Source organism: Dactylosporangium cerinum (assembly GCF_042653625.1).
GTDB classification, from domain to species: domain Bacteria; phylum Actinomycetota; class Actinomycetes; order Mycobacteriales; family Micromonosporaceae; genus Dactylosporangium; species Dactylosporangium cerinum.
Map to the genome: position 1 here is coordinate 394,132 of NZ_JBHSIU010000019.1, position 17,061 is coordinate 411,192.

At 71.3% G+C, this 17,061-nt stretch carries 12 protein-coding genes; 7 read left to right on the forward strand and 5 right to left on the reverse strand.

Annotation, left to right across the window (positions count from 1 at the left end; genetic code table 11):
* Positions 1-275: 275 nt before the first annotated feature.
* The 4 genes from ACFPIJ_RS19650 (at position 276) to ACFPIJ_RS19665 (ending at position 5,620) form a co-directional block, all read left to right on the forward strand.
* Positions 276-3,374 carry a midas domain-containing protein gene (locus tag ACFPIJ_RS19650; RefSeq protein ID WP_380116594.1) on the forward strand — a complete coding sequence of 1,033 codons (3,099 nt, stop codon included), beginning with the start codon at positions 276-278 and terminating at the stop codon, positions 3,372-3,374.
* A 139-nt stretch (positions 3,375-3,513) separates the two neighbouring features.
* Entirely contained in the window at positions 3,514-4,257 is a 744-nt protein-coding gene (locus tag ACFPIJ_RS19655; protein WP_380116595.1) for an ABC transporter ATP-binding protein, read from the forward strand.
* A 3-nt stretch (positions 4,258-4,260) separates the two neighbouring features.
* Complete coding sequence (locus tag ACFPIJ_RS19660) at positions 4,261-4,998, forward strand: ABC transporter permease (RefSeq protein WP_380116596.1); 738 nt, start codon at positions 4,261-4,263, stop codon at positions 4,996-4,998.
* A gap of 16 nt (positions 4,999-5,014) precedes the next feature.
* Entirely contained in the window at positions 5,015-5,620 is a 606-nt protein-coding gene (locus ACFPIJ_RS19665; RefSeq protein ID WP_380116597.1) for a TetR/AcrR family transcriptional regulator, read from the forward strand.
* On the opposite strand, the gene ACFPIJ_RS19670 is transcribed toward ACFPIJ_RS19665, so the two are convergent.
* The 3 genes from ACFPIJ_RS19670 to ACFPIJ_RS19680 all read right to left on the reverse strand — a co-directional run bounded on the left by ACFPIJ_RS19670 (position 5,617) and on the right by ACFPIJ_RS19680 (position 10,971).
* A complete protein-coding gene (locus tag ACFPIJ_RS19670; protein ID WP_380116598.1) occupies positions 5,617-6,063 on the reverse strand; it encodes a hypothetical protein in 447 nt (148 codons plus the stop codon). The two genes, ACFPIJ_RS19665 and ACFPIJ_RS19670, sit on opposite strands and share 4 nt — an antisense overlap.
* A gap of 1,309 nt (positions 6,064-7,372) precedes the next feature.
* Positions 7,373-9,145, reverse strand: a complete 1,773-nt coding sequence (locus ACFPIJ_RS19675; RefSeq protein ID WP_380116599.1) for an ABC transporter ATP-binding protein — start codon at positions 9,143-9,145, stop codon at positions 7,373-7,375.
* Positions 9,142-10,971, reverse strand: a complete 1,830-nt coding sequence (locus tag ACFPIJ_RS19680) for an ABC transporter ATP-binding protein (RefSeq protein WP_380116831.1) — start codon at positions 10,969-10,971, stop codon at positions 9,142-9,144. The genes ACFPIJ_RS19675 and ACFPIJ_RS19680 overlap by 4 nt, the downstream gene beginning before the upstream one ends.
* A gap of 123 nt (positions 10,972-11,094) precedes the next feature.
* On the opposite strand from ACFPIJ_RS19680, the gene ACFPIJ_RS19685 reads away from it, so the two are divergent.
* On the forward strand, positions 11,095-11,712 hold the full coding sequence (locus tag ACFPIJ_RS19685; protein WP_380116600.1) for a TIGR03085 family metal-binding protein: 618 nt from the start codon (positions 11,095-11,097) through the stop codon (positions 11,710-11,712).
* Positions 11,713-11,880: 168 nt separating this feature from the next.
* Positions 11,881-13,716, forward strand: coding sequence for an AMP-dependent synthetase/ligase (locus ACFPIJ_RS19690; protein ID WP_380116601.1), 1,836 nt, complete (start codon positions 11,881-11,883; stop codon positions 13,714-13,716).
* Between the two features lie 308 nt (positions 13,717-14,024).
* Here ACFPIJ_RS19690 and yczR read toward each other — a convergent pair whose 3' ends face one another.
* Entirely contained in the window at positions 14,025-15,488 is a 1,464-nt protein-coding gene (yczR, locus tag ACFPIJ_RS19695) for a MocR-like transcription factor YczR (RefSeq protein WP_460493717.1), read from the reverse strand.
* Positions 15,489-15,546: 58 nt separating this feature from the next.
* Between yczR and yczE the strand changes: the two genes are divergently transcribed.
* A complete protein-coding gene (gene yczE, locus ACFPIJ_RS19700) occupies positions 15,547-16,212 on the forward strand; it encodes a membrane protein YczE (protein WP_380116602.1) in 666 nt (221 codons plus the stop codon).
* On the opposite strand, the gene ACFPIJ_RS19705 is transcribed toward yczE, so the two are convergent.
* Entirely contained in the window at positions 16,130-17,059 is a 930-nt protein-coding gene (locus tag ACFPIJ_RS19705) for an EamA family transporter (protein WP_380116604.1), read from the reverse strand. The genes yczE and ACFPIJ_RS19705 overlap by 83 nt on opposite strands.
* Positions 17,060-17,061: the final 2 nt, after the last annotated feature.

Sequence of the window (17,061 nt, forward strand, 5' to 3'; positions counted from 1 at the left end):
GCACGGCCCTCTCTCGGCAGTTTGGGGTCTATGGCTGGTCGTGTTTGCGGAGTACCTTGACGGTGCGCCGCACGGAAGTCTGGGCGGTCGCTCATCCCTCCCCGCCTGCCGTCGGCCGACCCTCCTCGCCCGGGGGTCCCGCTTGCCGTCGGCTCGGCGGCATCGGGCCGGGCGCCGTTCGGCCTCCCGGCGTCCGCGACCCCAGCGCTGAGCCCACAGCAGTCTGACCGGGTGGCCCCTCCCCCCGTTCGGACCGAGCGGACGGAGGACCCGCCATGCATCCCAACTTCACCCCGCCGAACGACCAGTCGAGCCCCTCGCCGGAAGTCACGACCCCACCGGGCGTGCCCGAGCAGCGCCAGCCCGTCGAGGACATCACCCCACCGGTCGAGGCCGCTGCCGACGCATCCCCGTCCCCGGAACCTGCCTCATCCTCGGAACCTGCCTCATCCTCGGAATCCGACGCGTCCCCGGAATCCGCTGCGTCCGCAGTGGAGGACGGGCCGGCGCTGGCGGACACCGTGGCGATCACGGTCGCCGTGCCCGATGACATCTCCGACATCGTCGGCCCGGCCGACGAGGATGCCGTCGCCACCGACGAGGAGCCGGCCGCTGGGGTCGACGCAGACGCCGCCGAGTCCGTCCCGACCGCCGACCTCCAGGCGACCGACACCCTCACCACCGTTGACGACTCAGAGCCGGCCGCCCTCGACGCGGTGGAGGCCGACGCGCTCTCCACCGACGCGCTCTCCACCGAGGACGCCGACGCCATCGACGAGCCCGAGGCCGTCGTCGAGGAGGTCGCGGCTGAAACCACGGACGAGCCTGAGGCCCTGGAGGAGGTCTCCACCGAGGAGACCACCGACGCCGAGGAGCCGGCCGCAGAAGCCGAGGCCGAAGAGACCGACGCCGCCGACGAACCGGAGGCCGTCGAAGAGGTCGCCGCCGAGGACGAGCCCACCGCGGAAGCCGAAACCACCGACGAGCCCGAGGCGCTGGAGGAGGTCGCCGCCGAGGAGACCGCTGACGCCGAGGAGCCGGCCGCAGAAGCCGACGCCGAGGAAACCGACGCCGCCGACGAGCCGGAGGCCGTCGAAGAGGTCGCGGCCGAGTCGGAAACCACCGACGAGCCCGAGGCGCTCGAGGAGGTCTCCGCCGAAGAGACCACCGACGCCGAGGAGCCGGCCGCAGAAGCCGACGCCGAGGAAACCGACGCCGACGAGGAACCGACCGCCGAGGCCGACGCCGCGGAGGCCGAGACCACCGACGAGCCCGAGGCCTTGGAAGAGGTCGCCGCCGAGGAAACCGACGCCGCCGAGGAACCGGCCGCAGAAGCCGACGCCGAAGAGCCCGAGGCCGTCGACGAAGTCTCCGCCGAGGAGACCGCCGACGACGAACCGGCCGCGGAAGCCGACGCCGTGGAAACCGACGCCGCCGACGAACCGGAGGCCGTCGAAGAGCCGGAGGCCGTCGAAGAGCCGGAGGCCGTCGAAGAGGTCGCCGCCGAGGACGAGCCCACCGCGGAAGCCGACGAAGCCGAAACCACCGACGAGCCCGAGGCGCTCGAGGAGGTCACCGCCGAGGAGACCGCCGCTGACGAACCGGCCGCAGAAGCCGACGCCGAGGAAACCGACGCCGCCGACGAACCGGAGGCCGTCGAAGAGCCGGAGGCCGTCGAAGAGGTCGCCACCGAGGAGGAGCCGGCCGCGGAAGCCGAGGCCGAGGCGCTCGAGGAGGTCTCCGCCGAGGAGACCACCGACGACGAACCGGCCGCAGAAGCCGACGCCGAAGAAACCGACACCGCCGACGAACCGGAAGCCGTCGAAGAAGTCGCCACCGAGGAGGAGCCAGCCGCGGAAGCCGAGGCCGAGGCTCTGGAGGAGGTCTCCGCCGAGGAGACCACCGACGACGAACCGGCCGCAGAAGCCGACGCCGAAGAAACCGACACCGCCGACGAACCGGAGGCCGTCGAAGAGGTCGCCACCGAGGAGGAGCCGGCCGCGGAGTCCGAGGACGAGGTCGCTGCTGAGGGGCCGGCGGCCGAGTCGGAGTCCGACGACGAGCCCGAGGCCGTGGTCGACGAGACCACCGACGAAGCGGTCGCCGAGGAAGCCGCCGACGAGCCGGAAGCCGAAACCACGGTCGACACCGACGCAGAGGCCGCTGCTGACGAAGCCGTGGTCGACGACGAGGTGGCTGAGCCCGAGGCTGAGGCCACGGTCGAAGAGGAGCCGGCAGCCGAGGCAGCCAACGACGAGCCGGAGGCTCAGGCCGAAGCCACCGCTGAGGAAGCAGCCGCCGACTCCGAGCCGGACGCCGAAGCCACCGCCGAGGACGAGCCAGCCGCAGAAGCCGAAGAGGCCACCGCGGAGACCGACCTGGACGCCGAGGCGGCCGGTGAGGACGAGCCGGAGGCCGAGGCGACCGAGGACGCGGACGGCGACGTCGCCGAGGACGTCGTGGCAGAGGCCGGCGACGAGACCGACGCCGACACGGAGGACGAGGCGGACGGCACCGAACCGGCTGCGGAGGCCGAGACCCCCGCGGACGTCCTGGCCGAGGCCATCGACAGCGGCGTCGACAACAGCGACGACAGCGGCGCCGACGACGTCAACCTGGTCGCCGACGTCGACGAGCTGACCGCCGGTGCCGTCGAGACCGGCGACGAAGCCGAGGACGAGCCCACCGCCGAAGCCGACAGCGACGAAGACGGGGACGAGGCCACGGAGCCGGCCGCCGAAGCCGACGACGCCGAGGCTGACGATGCCGAGGCCGAGACCGACGAGGCCGAGACCGACGAGGCCGAGACCGACGAGGCCGAGACCGACGAGGCCGACACCGACGAGGCCGACACCGACGAGGCCGACACCGACGAGGAACCCGCAGCAGAAGCCGAGGCCGACACCGACGAGGACGACGAAGACGAAGACGACGAGCCCACCGCCGAAGCCGAGGCTGACGACGAGGACGAGGACGAAGACGACGAGCCCGTCGCCGAAGCGAGCGACGACACCGACGAGGACGATGAGGAGGAGGCGGACGACGAGGAGCCCGAGTACGCGGCCGTCGCGGCCCTCCCCCTCCGTCCCGGTGACGTGAGCGAGCAGCGGATCGTGCTGTGGAAGCCGAAGCGGGCGGACAAGTTCCGGTCGCGGCTGGTGAAGGCGGAGTCGAAGTTCGTCGACGACCCGGTGAAGGCGTTGACGCGGGCGTCCGCGGTGGTGAGTGACGCCATCGAGACACTTGCGGAGAAGTTGCAGGAGCAGCAGCTCGCGATCGACCCGCACCGGACGGCGAAGAACCCGGACACCGAGGCGCTGCGGGTGGCGTTGCGGCAGTACAAGGAGTTCCTGGAGCGCGTCCTGGCGCTCTAGCCACGACCTGGACACGAAGAGCACGGGGCGGACCGAGGCATCGGTCCGCCCCGATTTTCGTGTTTGACGCACGTCCAAGATTTCATTTACCGTTGAGTTCATCAGCCGTTGAGTTATTTCCCGACCGGAGGAATCGAAGATGACCAACGCGATCGAGGTCGAGCACCTCGTCATCGCGCGCGGCAAACGACGGGTGCTGCACGATTTCACCTGTTCGGTGCCCAGCGGGAGCGTCACAGGGCTGCTCGGACCGAGCGGCAGCGGCAAGACCACGTTCATGCGCGCGGTCGTCGGCGTGCAGCAGATCGTCAGCGGCACCGTGACGGTGCTGGGACACCCGGCGGGGTCGAAGCCGCTGCGGGACAAGGTGGGCTACCTGACGCAGGCGCCGAGCGTCTACGCCGACCTGACCGTCAAGGAGAACGCGCGGTACTTCGCCTCCCTGTACGGGCTGGGCGCCGCCGAGGCCGACGCGGCCGTGTCCGACGTTGGACTGAGCCAGGCGAAGGACCAGCTCGTCGGGACGCTCTCCGGCGGCCAGCGGGCCCGCGCGTCCCTGGCCTGCGCGATCGTGAGCAAGCCGCAGCTGCTCGTGCTGGACGAGCCCACCGTCGGGCAGGACCCGGTGCTGCGCAACGAGCTGTGGCAACGGTTCCACGCGCTGGCGAAGGCCGGCTCGACGCTGCTGGTGTCGAGTCACGTGATGGACGAGGCTGGGCGCTGCGACCGGCTCCTGCTGATCCGTGAGGGACTGCTCATCGCCGACGAGTCGCCCGCCGCCGTGCGGGAGCGGGCCGGCACCGACGATCTGGAAGAGGCGTTCCTGCGACTCGTGCAAGCCCAGGAGTCGGTGCAGGAATCAGACAAAGAGAAGGTGGCCTGAGCCATGTCCGCCCGTTTGACCCTCGCGACCGCCGGCCGCATCCTGCGGCAGCTCCGGCACGACCGGCGCACGATCGCGCTGATCCTCGTCGTGCCGACGGTGCTGCTGACGCTTCTGCGCTACCTGTACGACAACAATCCCCTGCTGTTCGACCGCATCGGCCTGATCATGCTGGGCGTGTTCCCCCTCGTGATCATGTTCCTGCTGACCAGCGTGGCAATGCTCCGCGAACGGACCACCGGCACCCTCGAACGGCTGCTCACCACCCCGATCGGCAAGGTCGACATCCTGCTCGGCTACGGCATCGCGTTCGCCGTCGCCGCAGCGGTGCAGGCAACGATCGCGTCGGCACTCGCGTACCTCCTCCTCGGCCTGGACACCCTCGGACCGGCGTGGCTCGTCGGCGTGATCGCGGTCGGCAACTCGGTGCTCGGCATGGCACTCGGCCTGCTCGTGAGCGCATTCGCCAACAGCGAGTTCCAGGCCGTGCAGTTCATGCCCGCGGTGGTCCTGCCCCAGGTGCTGCTCTGCGGGCTGCTGCAGCCCCGCGACCAGATGGCCGGCTGGCTGCAGGCGATCAGTGACGTCCTGCCCATGTCGTACGCGGTGCAGGCGCTCACCGAGCTCGGCAACCACACCGAACCGACCGGCGTCATGTGGCGGGACCTCGCCATCATCGTCGGGTGCGTCATCGTGGCACTCTTGCTCGGTGCGGCCACGCTGCGCCGACGTACCCCCTGAGCGACGGAAGAGGCACATGGCTCGCACCGGACGACGCCCCGGCAACCAGGACACCCGCCAGGCGATCCTGAGCGCCGCCCGCCAGGCGTTCGCCGAGCGCGGCTACGACGGAGCGTCCATCCGCCAGATCGCGACCAGCGCCGGGGTCGACCCGGCGCTGGTGCACCACTACTTCGGCGCGAAGGACAAGCTGTTCCTCGCCACGATGGAAGCGCCGATCGACCCCGGCGAGCTAATCCCGAAGATCTTCGAGGCGGGCCTCGACGGCATCGGCGAGCGGCTCGTCCGCACCTTCCTCGGCGTGTGGGACTCCCCCGCCGGCTCCTCGGCGGCGGCACTGTTCCGCAGCGCCCTGCAGCATGAGTGGTCCGCCCGGATGCTGCGCGAGTTCCTGGTCACCCAGGTCCTGCGCCGGGCGATCGGCCACCTGCAGCTCGACCCCGCCGAGGCCCCGCGCCGCGCCGCCCTGGTCGCGTCGCAGATGGCGGGCATCGTCATGGTCCGCTACATCCTCAAGGTCGAGCCGATGGCCTCGATGTCCCAGGAGGAGCTTGTGCACAGCATCGCGCCGACGATCCAGCGGTACCTCTCCGAGCCCCTGTACGCGCCCGCGCCCGACTAGTCGTCCACGTCGGCGCAGTGCACCCTGGCCTGCGGCGTCAGGAGCAGGCCGACCAGTCCGGCGGCGCAACACACCGGCACCACCGCGAACGGCAGCGGCGCCGGCAGCAGCCACGTCAGCAGCGGCGCCATCGTGCCGACGAACGCCCAGAACACCAGGCTCGCCAGCCAGGCCCAGTGCTCGCCGCGCTTGACCCGCGTACCGAGGAACACCAGCACCACTGCCAGCGGAAACAGGAACAGCACCGCATTGAAGAACAGCACGAAGTCGAGATAGCCGGTGCCGCCCTGGTTGACCGGATCGACCTGCATCCCGGACAGCAGCACCCCGAGTGCCGTGAGCGCAAGGGTCAACATGACGCCGCCGATCGCGTTGAACCCGGTCACCGCGACCCGGACCTGCATCGGCACGTATCGACGCCCCCCGGCTGGCACATCAGCCACTCTAGGTCCTGAGGCCCACGTCACCACCCCGACGCGCGGCTGCTGCATCGATCGCCCGGGTACGCCGAGCCGTCGCCCGCACCCTCGACCGCCTCCGCCCACCCAACCAGGATCAAACCGGTGAGGGCACCCGGCGGGGCGCCCTGGGCAGGGCGGCCGTTCGCGCCAGACGCCCGTCGCCGCGATCACGGAACCCTGTTGGCGCCCCGGTCCCACCGATGACCAACCCGGGAAGGACCACACTCCGGACAGCGATCTTCGCGTCCAGTTCATGATCGAAGGCGCGGGCTGGTCGCCCGGGGCGACCCAGGAGCGACTTTTGATCACACCGCACGTCCCAAAGTCGGGCTCCGCATGCTGCGTTGCGTGATCGAAGCCGTGCACGGGCTGCGCGGGCAGCCAGCCGGCGACTTCGATCACCGGGAGATCCACTCCCGGCGCAGAACACGCGGGCGAAGCAGCTGATCCGGACATCGGCAACGCCGTATCGGGCGCTGGACACGCGGCGACGTTGCCGGATGCCCCACAACCCGAGGATCCCAGGGCGCCTGACCCGGAATCGTTCTGCTTGTCGCGCCACCACCCGCTGGACAAGACCTTGCACAGCTCGAAGGACGATCCTGGTCATCCCGACCATCAACCCATCGTTCGATGACCGCTCCCGGCGCCGGGACAGCGCGGGACGACGCGGGCAGGGCGGGGCAGGACGGAGGGGCGGGACGGCTCGCGGTCGTGTCCGCTGCGGTCGTGTACGGCCGTGCTGGCCTGCACGTTTCGAGCAGCGCCGTTGCGCAGTGCCAGCGGACCTGCGCTTCCTGACGGACTCGCTTCGGTTGCGCCGCCGTTTCGTCCTGTGGCCCGTGTAAGCGGCCGTGATGCTCGCTCACGACCCGGATCGAAGGTGTCCCGTAGCCCGTCCGGACAACCAGTCCGCAACGTCGACCTGTGCAGGGTCCTGTCCAGCGGGCGGTGGTGCGACAAGCGCAACGATCTCCGGTGTCAGGTGCCCGGGGATCCTTCCGGTTGTGGGGAATCCGGCCACGACGCACGACCGCCCGACGTGGCGGCGGATGCGGCGGCTCGTTCGTGATCCAGGGCGCCACCCGGCCACTCGCTCACCACGACAGCGGACACGACCTGTCTCGCGGACACGCAAGCGGCATGAACGTGGCCCGCCGACCCGAACCCCGGCAGCATCCGGAGGGACCGGCGCCGGACAAACGCTCAGCCTGCCCTCGGAGCCAGCCAACCCCGACCGGCCTCGGCGCCGGGCTGCGGGTGCAGACGGGGTCGCGGCGTGGGGGCGTGGTCAGCGGGTCTGTTCGAGCCAGGACGCGTACAGCCGGCCGTAGATCGAGTCGGGGTTCGTGACGAGGTCGGCGTGCGGGCCGCGCTGCACCACGTGCCCCTTGTCGACGACGATGACCTCGTCGGCGCTCTGCGCGGTTGACAGCCGGTGCGCGATCGCGATCGTCGTCCGCCCGCGGGTCACCGCGTCGAGGGTGCGCTGGAGGCGGACCTCGGTCGCGGGGTCGACGGCACTGGTGGCCTCGTCGAGGACCAGCAGGTCGGGGTCGGCGACATAGGCGCGGGCCAGGGCGACGAGTTGCCGCTCGCCCACGGACAGCGCCTCGCCGCGCTCGCCGACCTGGGTCTGCAGCCCGTCGCTGAGCCCGTCGACCCAGTCGACGAGACCCAGCTCGGTGAACGCCAGCTCCAGGTCGACGTCGCTCAGGTCGGGCCGGGCGAAGCGGACGTTGTCGGCGACGGTCGCGTCGAAGAGGAACCCGTCCTGCGGGACCATGACGACGCGGCTGCGCAGCGAGTCGAACCGCACCTCGGTCAGCGGCACCCCGGACAGCAGCACACTGCCGGTGGTGGGGTCCATGAGCCGGGTCAGCAGCTTCGCGAACGTGGTCTTGCCGCTGCCGGTCTCACCGACGACGGCGACGCGGGTGCGGGCGGTCACCGTCAGGTCGACGTCGGTGAGGACCTCGGGGCCGTCCGGGTACGCGAAGTGCACGTGGTCGAACCGCACGTCGACCGCGCCCTCGGGCAGGTCCCGGCCGGCCGCGCCGGGGTCGGCGACGTCCGGCGACGTCTCGATGATGTCCAGGACGCGGCGCCAGCCGGCGATCGCGTTCTGCGCCTCGTTGAGCACCTCGGTGGCGACCTGCACCGGCTGGACGAACAGCGTGGCGAGGAACAGGAACGCGGTCAGCTGCCCGATGCTCAGCTGGCCGTCGACGCCGAGGAGGGTGCCGACGACGATCACGCTGCCGAGCGCGAGGCCGGCCGCGAACTCGCCGAAACTCATGCTGATCACATTGTTGGTCTGCGCGCGGAACTGGGCGCGGCGGCTGCGGTCGATGGCGGTGTCGAGCCGCTCGGCGGTGCGGTGCTGCACGCCGTAGGCCCGCACGACGGGCGCGCCGACGACGCTCTCGGCGATCGCGCCGAGCATCGCGCCGATGCTCTCCCGCACGTCGAGGTAGAGGACGCTGAGCCGGCGCTGGAAGTGCCGGACGACGAAGACCAGCGGCGCGAACGCGACGATCACGACCAGCGTCAGCTGCCACGAGTAGACGAACATCACGGCGGTGGTGACGATCAGCTGGCCGAGACTGATCAGGAAGATCAAGCCCCCGAACTGCAGGAACTGGCTGATCTGGTCGACGTCGCCGGTGACCCGGGAGACGAGGGCGCCGCGCCGCTCCGACTGCTGGTGCAGCATCGACAGGTCGTGGATGTGCCGGAACGTGCGGGTGCGGATGCCCGCGAGCGCGGTCTCGCTGACGGTGAACAGCCGCACGTTCATCAGTGCGGCGCTGAGCATCGTCAGGAACAGCACGCCGGCCGTGATCGACACGATGACCGTGAGCACGCCGACGTCGGGGCCGCCGGGCGCCCGCAGTCCCTTGTCGATGCCCTGCTGGATGGCGACCGGGATCGCGACCCGGCCGGCGGTGGCGAGGACGGCGAGACCGAGGGTGCCGGCCAGCCCGGTGAACAGCTCCGGCGACAGGCTCAGCCCGCGCCGCAGCACGCCCGCCTTGGCAAGATCAGGAGTGGCCGTGGTCATGCGGTCACGCTCTCCTCGTCGTCGAACAGGTGCTCCCGTTCCTTCTCCGCCTCGGCCTTCTCGTAGGCCGTGACGAGGTCGGCATAGCCGGGCACGGTGGCGAGCAGGTCGGCGTGGGTGCCACGGGCGGCGACCCGGCCCCGCTCGAGATAGACGACCTCGTCGGCGAGGGCGATCGTCGCCCGCCGGTATGCCACGACGAGGATCGACGCCTGCCGGTCGTCGTCACGGCGCAGCGCGGCGAGGATCGCGGCCTCGACGCGCGGGTCGACGGCGCTGGTCGCGTCGTCGAGGACGAGCAGCCGCGGCGCGCCGGCCAGGGCCCGGGCGATGGTGAGGCGCTGCCGCTGCCCGCCGGACAGTGACGTGCCCCGCTCCCCCACCTTGGTGTCGAGGCCCTCGCCGAGCTGGCCGACGAACCCGTCGGCCTGGGCGAGCCGCAGCGCCGACCAGGCCGCCTCGTCGTCGACGGGATGCCCGGCGCCGGTGCGCCGGTCGAGGGTCACGTTGCCCCGCACGGTGTCGTCGAAGACGAACGGCACCTGCGCGACCAGCGCGACCGTGCCGACGAGCGCCTCCTGGGTCAGGTCGCGGGCGTCGACGCCGTCGAGCCGGACGACCCCGGCGTGCGGGTCGACGAGGCGGGCGGCGAGGCCGGCGACCGTCGACTTGCCGGAGCCGGTCGAGCCGACGAGGGCGACGGTCCGCCCGGCCGGGACCTCGAACGTGACGCCGGTGAGCACGTCGCCGCCCCGCTCGCCGTCGGCGTCGGTGTAGGCGAAGTGGACGTCGTCGAAGCGCAGCGCCGCCGGCTTGTGCACCTCGGGCAGCGTGGTCTCGCCGTAGGCCATGTCACCCTCGGCGTCCAGCACGTGCCGGATCCGCTCCCAGCCGACGACGCTGCGAGGCAGCTCGGCGAGGACCCAGCCGATGGCCCGGACGGGGAACGCGAGGACCGTGAACAGGAACGCGACGCTGACCACCTCGGCGACCTCGACCGCGCCCTGCCGGAAGCGCAGCCCGCCGACGACGAGCACGGCGAGGGTGCCGATGCTCGGCAGCGCGTCGAGCACCGGGTCGAACACCGCCCGCACCCGCCCGACCTGGATCGTGGCGTCGCGCAGCTCGATCGTCCTGGCGGCGAACCGCTCGGTCTCGGCGGCCTCCCGGCCCATCGTCTTCACCACGAGCGCACCGTCGAAGCTCTCGTGCGCAACGGCGCTCACCTCGGCCCGCAGCTGCTGGGACCGGGCGACGCGGGGCGCCATCCGGCGCGAATAGGCGACGTTGACCCCGAGCAGCGTGGGGAAGATCGCGACGCCGACGAGCGCGAGGGCCCAGTCGGTGGCGAAGAGCGAGACGATCGCGGCGACGAGCATGACGACGGTGCCGACCGCCATCGGGAACGGCGCGATCGGATACCAGGCGGACTCGACGTCGGCGTTGGCGTTGGACAGCAAGGTGCCGGTCGCGTGCCGCTGGTGCCACTCGAGGGGCAGCCGCAGGTAACGCCGGGTGACGGCCTGCCGGTAGCGCGCCTGGAGGCGGAACTGCATGGCGCCCGCGCCGAGCCGCCGGCCGAAGATGCCGATGATCTTGCCGATGCTGACGGCGAGGATCGCGACACCGCCGAGCAGCAGCGTGCCGAACGTGACGTGCCGGTCGTCGATCGCGGGGAGGGCGATCTCGCCGACCACCCAGCCGGAGACGAACGCGGTGGCGATGGTGAGCAGGCTGAACACCACGCTGCCGGCGACCGAGATCGCGAACATGTGAGGCTCGTCACGAACGGCACGGCCGAGCACCCACAGCCCCTTGAGAAGCACCTTGCCGCTGGTCACAACCCACCCTCCGCCGGAAAGGCCGGTAAGTCGTCCCGGCCGCCTGCAACCTTACCGACGGGGTACGACACAAAACGGCCCTGACCGACCCCCGCTAGCGTTACGTTCATGACTTCCTTCGCGCGGGCCGAGCGCCTGGCGCTCGCCGACACCCTCCTCGCCGCCGGCCCCGACGCACCGACGCTCTGCACCGGCTGGGCGACCCGGGACCTCGCCGCGCACCTCGTGCTGCGGGAGCGCCGGCCGGACGCCGCCGCGGGCATCCTGCTCAAAAAAGTGGCAGACCATACGAAAAAGGTCCAGGACCGGCTCGCGAACGGCGACTACGCGACGCTGGTCGGCAAGGTCCGCACGCCGGCCCTCTGGGTGCGCCCGGCCGCGGTCGACGAGGCCGTCAACATCACCGAGTTCCTCGTCCACCACGAAGACGTGCGCCGCGCCGCGCCCGGCTGGACCCCGCGTTCCCTGGGCGACGACTACGAGCGGGCCCTCGCCGGCCGTCTCAAGCAGTCGGCCCGCCTGTCGACCCGGAAGTTCCCGGCCGCGATCACGGTGCACCCGGAACACGGCACGCCGTTCACGGTGGGCAAGGGCGGCGACGCGCTGGACGTACACGGGAAACCCTCGGAACTCCTCCTGTTCTTCACCGGGCGGCAGGGCGTCGCCGACGTGACCGTGACGGGTCAGCTCGCGGAACGGCTCAAGGGCGCCCGCCTCGGCCTGTGAACCACCGGCGCTGAGTCTTGAATCTGGTTCCAGGCAAGGGATCCAGCATTCCACTACGTTTCGGTTTCGGGTCTAGCCGGTAACGCGACCAACCATTTACCCTCCAGTAACCGACGGGACGTGATGCCAGTCACCGTTACGTCCACGCCAGCCCGGGAGGCCTTCCACATGACCAAGCGGCTCGAACTGCCCTACCGCTCGATCCCGGACATGTTCCTGCACCGCGTGGCCGAGACCCCGGACAAGCGGGCGTTCGGCAAGCCCGCCGCCGACGACGCCGGCGACCCCGTCTGGCTCACCTGGCGCGAGGTCGACGAGCAGGCCCGCGCGATCGCCGCCGGCCTCACCACCCTGGGCGTGCAGCCCGAGGACCGCGTCGGCATCCTGGCCAACACCCGGCTCGACTGGATCCTCGCCGACCTCGGCATCATGCTCGCCGGCGCGGCCACCACCACGGTGTATCCGACGACCGAGCCCGAGGACGCCGTCTACATCGTCGCCGACTCCGGCTCGAAGGTCCTCTTCGCCGAGAACGCCGCGCAGGCCGCCAAGCTCGACGGCGCCGACCTGCCAGACCTCGTCGCGATCGTGCTCATCGACGGCATTCCCGGCGGTGGCGAGCACACGAAGACCCTGTCCCTGGCCCAGCTGGAGGCCGCCGGACGCGAAGCGCTGGCCAAAGACCCGGAGCTCATCGAGCGGATCGTCGCCGGCATCACCGGTGACCAGCTCGCCACCCTGATCTACACCTCCGGCACCACCGGGCGCCCGAAGGGCGTCGAGCTGATGCACCTCGGCTGGGTCTGGCAGGGCTACACGCAGGTCGACATGGGCCTGCTGACCGCCGACGACCTGCAGTACCTGTGGCTGCCGCTGTCGCACTCGTTCGGCAAGACCCTGCTGTGCGGGATCGTGTACGTCGGGCTGCCCACGTACGTCGACGGCCGCGTCGACAAGCTCATCGACAACCTCGGCAAGATCCAGCCGACGATCATGTGCGCCGCGCCCCGCGTCTTCGAGAAGGTCTACAACCGGGTCGTCACCGGCGCCCAGGCCGACGGCGGCGCCAAGTGGAAGATCTTCACCTGGGCGGTCAAGGTCGGCAAGCAGGCCTCCGCCGAACGCCTCGCCGGCCGGCAGCCCGGCGGCGCGCTGAAGATCCAGGCCGGCATCGCCGACAAGCTGGTCTTCAGCAAGCTCCGCGCCCGCCTCGGCGGCCGGATGCGCGCCATGGTGTCCGGCTCCGCGCCGCTGTCGAAGGAGATCGGCGAGTTCTTCTTCGCCGCGAGCCTGCCGATCCTGGAGGGCTACGGCCTGACCGAGACCTCCGCGGGCTCCTTCGTCAACCGCGAGGCCACGCCCCGCATCGGCACCGTCGGCCAGGCCCTCGGCGACCTGGAGGCCAAGCTCGACACCGACGGCGAGGTCCTGCTCAAGGGCACCCCGATCATGCGCGGCTACCACAACCTGCCCGACGAGACCGCCGCCGCCTTCACCGACGACGGCTGGTTCCGCACCGGCGACATCGGCGAGTTCGACGCCGACGGCTACCTGCGCATCACCGACCGCAAGAAGGACCTGATCAAGACCTCGGGCGGCAAGTACGTCGCGCCGAGCCACATCGAGGGCCTGTTCAAGTCGGTCTGCCCCTACACCTCCCAGTGCATCGTCGTCGGCCAGGCCCGCAACTACGTCACGCTGCTGGTCAGCCTCGACCCCGACGCCATCAAGGGCTGGGCGGACGGCACCCCGCTCGCCGGGAAGTCCTACGGCGAGATCGCCGCGTCGCCCGAGGCGAACGCCCTGATCGAGGGCTACGTCAAGGAGCTCAACACCAAGCTCAACCGCTGGGAGACGGTGAAGAAGTTCACCATCCTCAGCCGCGACCTCTCCATCGAGGACGGCGAACTCACGCCGTCGCTCAAGGTCAAGCGCCGTGTGGTCGAGAAGTCCTTCGCATCGGACATCGACCGGATGTACGCGGGGTCGCTCGCCGAACTCTGATCACACCCCACAGTGTCATGGCCTCCGGGATCCGCCATCCCGGAGGCCATGACGCTTTCCAGGGCTTCACGAGCAAGGCTCCGGCCCGCCGGGCGCAAGGTCCGCCGCTCCCGTCAGCCACCGGTCGGCCGTGAACGGCCTCCCTGCCGACTCCGCGGACAGTTACGCAGACACGACCTGCGGTCGTGAACAGGCCCGCGGCCGTGGACGGCCGCGACACGACCTGCGGTCGTGAACACCCGCAACCAGTTGACCTTGGACAATCTGACTGGTCATAGGCAGTCAGATTGTCCAAGGTCAACGAGACGTCAGGCCACCACGACCGGCGACGACCAGGCATGCCGCCGGGGACGATCCAGATCCGCCCGAGCCGCGGCGAGCCGCCGCACCGCCTCGACCAGATCCGCCTCCGGCAGCGTGAACGGCAGCCGCAGGAACCGCTCCATCGTCCCGTCCGCCCCGAACCGCGGCCCCGGCGCGACCCGCACCCCGAGCTCCTCCGCCGACCGGGCGAGGGCACTGGACACCGGCGCGTCGAGCTCGACCCACAGGACCATCCCGCCGCCCGGCAGGACGAACCGCCACTCGGGCACCTCGGCGCGCAACGCGGCGGCGAGGGTGTCGCGGCGGGCCAGGAGCTGCCGGCGGCGCGCCGAGACGATCGCCGAACGGCGGCGCAGCAGCTGCACGGCGACGAGCTGGTCGAGCACCGGCGAGGCCATGTCGACGCCGACCCGGGCCGCGGCGAGCCGGGCGATCAGCGGCGCCGCGCCGCGCACCCAGCCGATGCGCAGGCCACCCCAGTACGGCTTGCTCATGCCGCCGATCGTGAGCACCCGCGCGCTGCGGTCGAACGCGGCGACCGACGGTGGCATGACGACGTCGTCGAGGGCCAGGTCGACGAACGACTCGTCGATGATCAGGTCGGTGCCGGCGGCGTGCGCGGCGGAGGGCAGCCGCTCCCGCAGCGCCGTCTGCATGAGGTGGCCGGTCGGGTTGTGGAAGTCCGGGATGAGGTACGCCACGCGCGCCTGCGCTGCCCGTACCGTGGACAACAGCAGATCCTCGTCCCACCCGTCGGGACCGATCGCGTAGGCGCTGATCCTGGCGCGGCTGGCGGTGAAGGCGCTCAACGCGTTCGGATAGGTGGGCGTCTCGACGAGGGCCCGCTGGCCGGGCGCGACGAGCAGGCGCAGCAGCAGGTCGAGGGCCTGCTGGACGCCGCCGGTGACCATGACCTGGTCGGGGTCGGTCGGCAGGCCGCGCTCGGTGTAGCAGTGCGCGATCGCCTCACGGAGCACCGGCAGGCCCATCGGCTGATAACCGGCGCCGAGCATGTAAGGGGCGAGGTCGGCGACCGCCTCCGTGGCGGCCTCGGCGAGCTCCGCGGGGGCGGGCATCGCGGCGCAGCCGAGGTCGATGAGGTCGGCGTCGTCGCTCGGCGTCCACAGCCCGGAGGTGCCGACGCGGTGGCCGGCGGGCAGCGCGGTCCAGCTGCCGGCGCCGCGGCGGCTGCTGAGGTGACCACTGTCACGCAGCTCACGGTAGGCGGCGGTGACGGTCGTCCGGCTGATCCCGAGCGCGGCGGCGAGCTCACGCTCCGCGGGCAGCCGCACACCGAGCGCGAGGCGGCCGTCGATGAGCAGGCCACGGACGGCGCTGGCGAGCACCACGTACTCCGGGCGGCGGCCGGCGGGTCCGCGCACACCGACGGCGACCTGCCAGGCGTTGAGCATGCGGGCCAGTTGGGCGCCGCGGACGATCGCTGACAAGGCCAGTCCCCCTCAATTGGCTCTTTGCACGTTCCGGATTGGCCCTAGGGTGGCATGCATGGCCGCCTCAGGCAAGACCAATCCCATGCCACTTCGCCACCGCTTCGTGCGACGATTCGTCCAGTTGCAGGTTGGTCTGCTGGTCTACGGCGTGAGCCTCGCGCTCCTCGTGCGGGCCCATCTGGGACTCGATCCGTGGGACGTGTTCCAGCAGGGCATCTCCCGACATACCGGGCTGAGCTTCGGCACCGTGGTCTGCGCGGTCGGCGCGCTCGTGCTGCTGCTGTGGATCCCGCTGCGCCAGCGGCCGGGGCTCGGCACGATCAGCAACGTCGTGGTCATCGGCGCCGTCGCCGACCTCGCCCTGCGCGTCGTGCCGGACGCCGAGGCGTGGTGGCTGCGCGGCGCGCTGATGGTCGCGGGCGTGGTGCTCAACGCGGCCGCCACCGGCCTGTACATCGGCGCGCGCCTGGGACCCGGCCCGCGCGACGGGCTGATGACCGGCCTGTCGCAACGCTTCGGCTGGCTGTCCGTCCGGGTCGCGCGGACGTCGATCGAGGTGACCGTGCTCGCCGCGGGGTTCCTGCTCGGCGGCTCCATCGGCGTCGCGACCGTCCTGTACGCGTTCGGCATCGGCCCGCTCACGCAGCTGTTCCTACCGCTGTTCTCGATCCGGGATCCTCGGTCGGCACCGCCGGCGACGGCGGCTGCGGCCCTCGCCTGACCTGCACCGCGCCCAGCAGCACCCCGCCGAGGATCGCGGCACCGCCGGCGGCGTCGTACCAGTGGATGTGCTCACCGAGCAGCAACGCCGAGGACACGATCGCGAACACCGGGGCCAGGGCCGCGAACGGCGCGACCGTGCCGGCGTCGTAGCGGGCGATGAGCCGGCCCCACACACCGAAGCCGAACAGCGTGCTGAGGTAGGCGATGTACGCGATCGCGCCGACCGCGGTCAGGTCCAGGCCACGCAGCGTGTGCCAGACCTCGGCCGGCCCGTCGACGGCGAGGGTCAGCGCGATCAGGGGCGGGGTCGCGACCGCGCTGACCCACACCATGAAGTTGAGCATGTCGGTCGCCTTCGCCTTCCGCATCGCGATGTTGGCCAGGCCCCAGGCCGCTCCGGCGGCGACGACCAGCAGGAACGCGCCGAGCGGCCGGTCCAGGCCGAGCTGCGAGGCGATGAGCACGATGCCCGCCCCGGACAGGGCGACCCCCGCGAGGCGGCGCCGGCCCGGCCGGTCGCGGAGCAGCACCACCGCGAAGACGAGGGTGAACACCACCTGGCTCTGCAGGACCAGCGCCGACAGCCCGGACGGCAGCCCGGCCGCCATCCCGGCAAACAGCAGCGAGAACTTCACCACGCCGAGCGCCACGCCGGTCGCGATCACCCACCGCCACGGGACCTTCGGCCGGCCGACCAGCAGCACGGCGGGCAGCGCGGCCACCGCGAACCGCAGCGCGCAGAACAGCAGCGGCGACATGCTGTCCAGCCCGACGTGGATGACCACGAAGTTCACGCCCCAGACGGCCGAGACGAGCACGGCCAGGGCGACGTCACGATGCTTCATAC

Excerpts from the sequence above, each read along its gene's own strand:
- ACFPIJ_RS19650 (WP_380116594.1), top strand. The coding sequence starts at position 276 with ATGCATCCCAACTTCACCCCGCCGAACGACCAGTCGAGCCCCTCGCCG.
- ACFPIJ_RS19675 (WP_380116599.1), bottom strand. The coding sequence starts at position 9,145 with ATGACCACGGCCACTCCTGATCTTGCCAAGGCGGGCGTGCTGCGGCGC.
- ACFPIJ_RS19705 (WP_380116604.1), bottom strand. The coding sequence starts at position 17,059 with ATGAAGCATCGTGACGTCGCCCTGGCCGTGCTCGTCTCGGCCGTCTGG.
- ACFPIJ_RS19690 (WP_380116601.1), top strand. The coding sequence starts at position 11,881 with ATGACCAAGCGGCTCGAACTGCCCTACCGCTCGATCCCGGACATGTTC.
- ACFPIJ_RS19655 (WP_380116595.1), top strand. The coding sequence starts at position 3,514 with ATGACCAACGCGATCGAGGTCGAGCACCTCGTCATCGCGCGCGGCAAA.
- ACFPIJ_RS19685 (WP_380116600.1), top strand. The coding sequence starts at position 11,095 with ATGACTTCCTTCGCGCGGGCCGAGCGCCTGGCGCTCGCCGACACCCTC.
- ACFPIJ_RS19665 (WP_380116597.1), top strand. The coding sequence starts at position 5,015 with ATGGCTCGCACCGGACGACGCCCCGGCAACCAGGACACCCGCCAGGCG.
- yczE (WP_380116602.1), top strand. The coding sequence starts at position 15,547 with ATGGCCGCCTCAGGCAAGACCAATCCCATGCCACTTCGCCACCGCTTC.
- ACFPIJ_RS19660 (WP_380116596.1), top strand. The coding sequence starts at position 4,261 with ATGTCCGCCCGTTTGACCCTCGCGACCGCCGGCCGCATCCTGCGGCAG.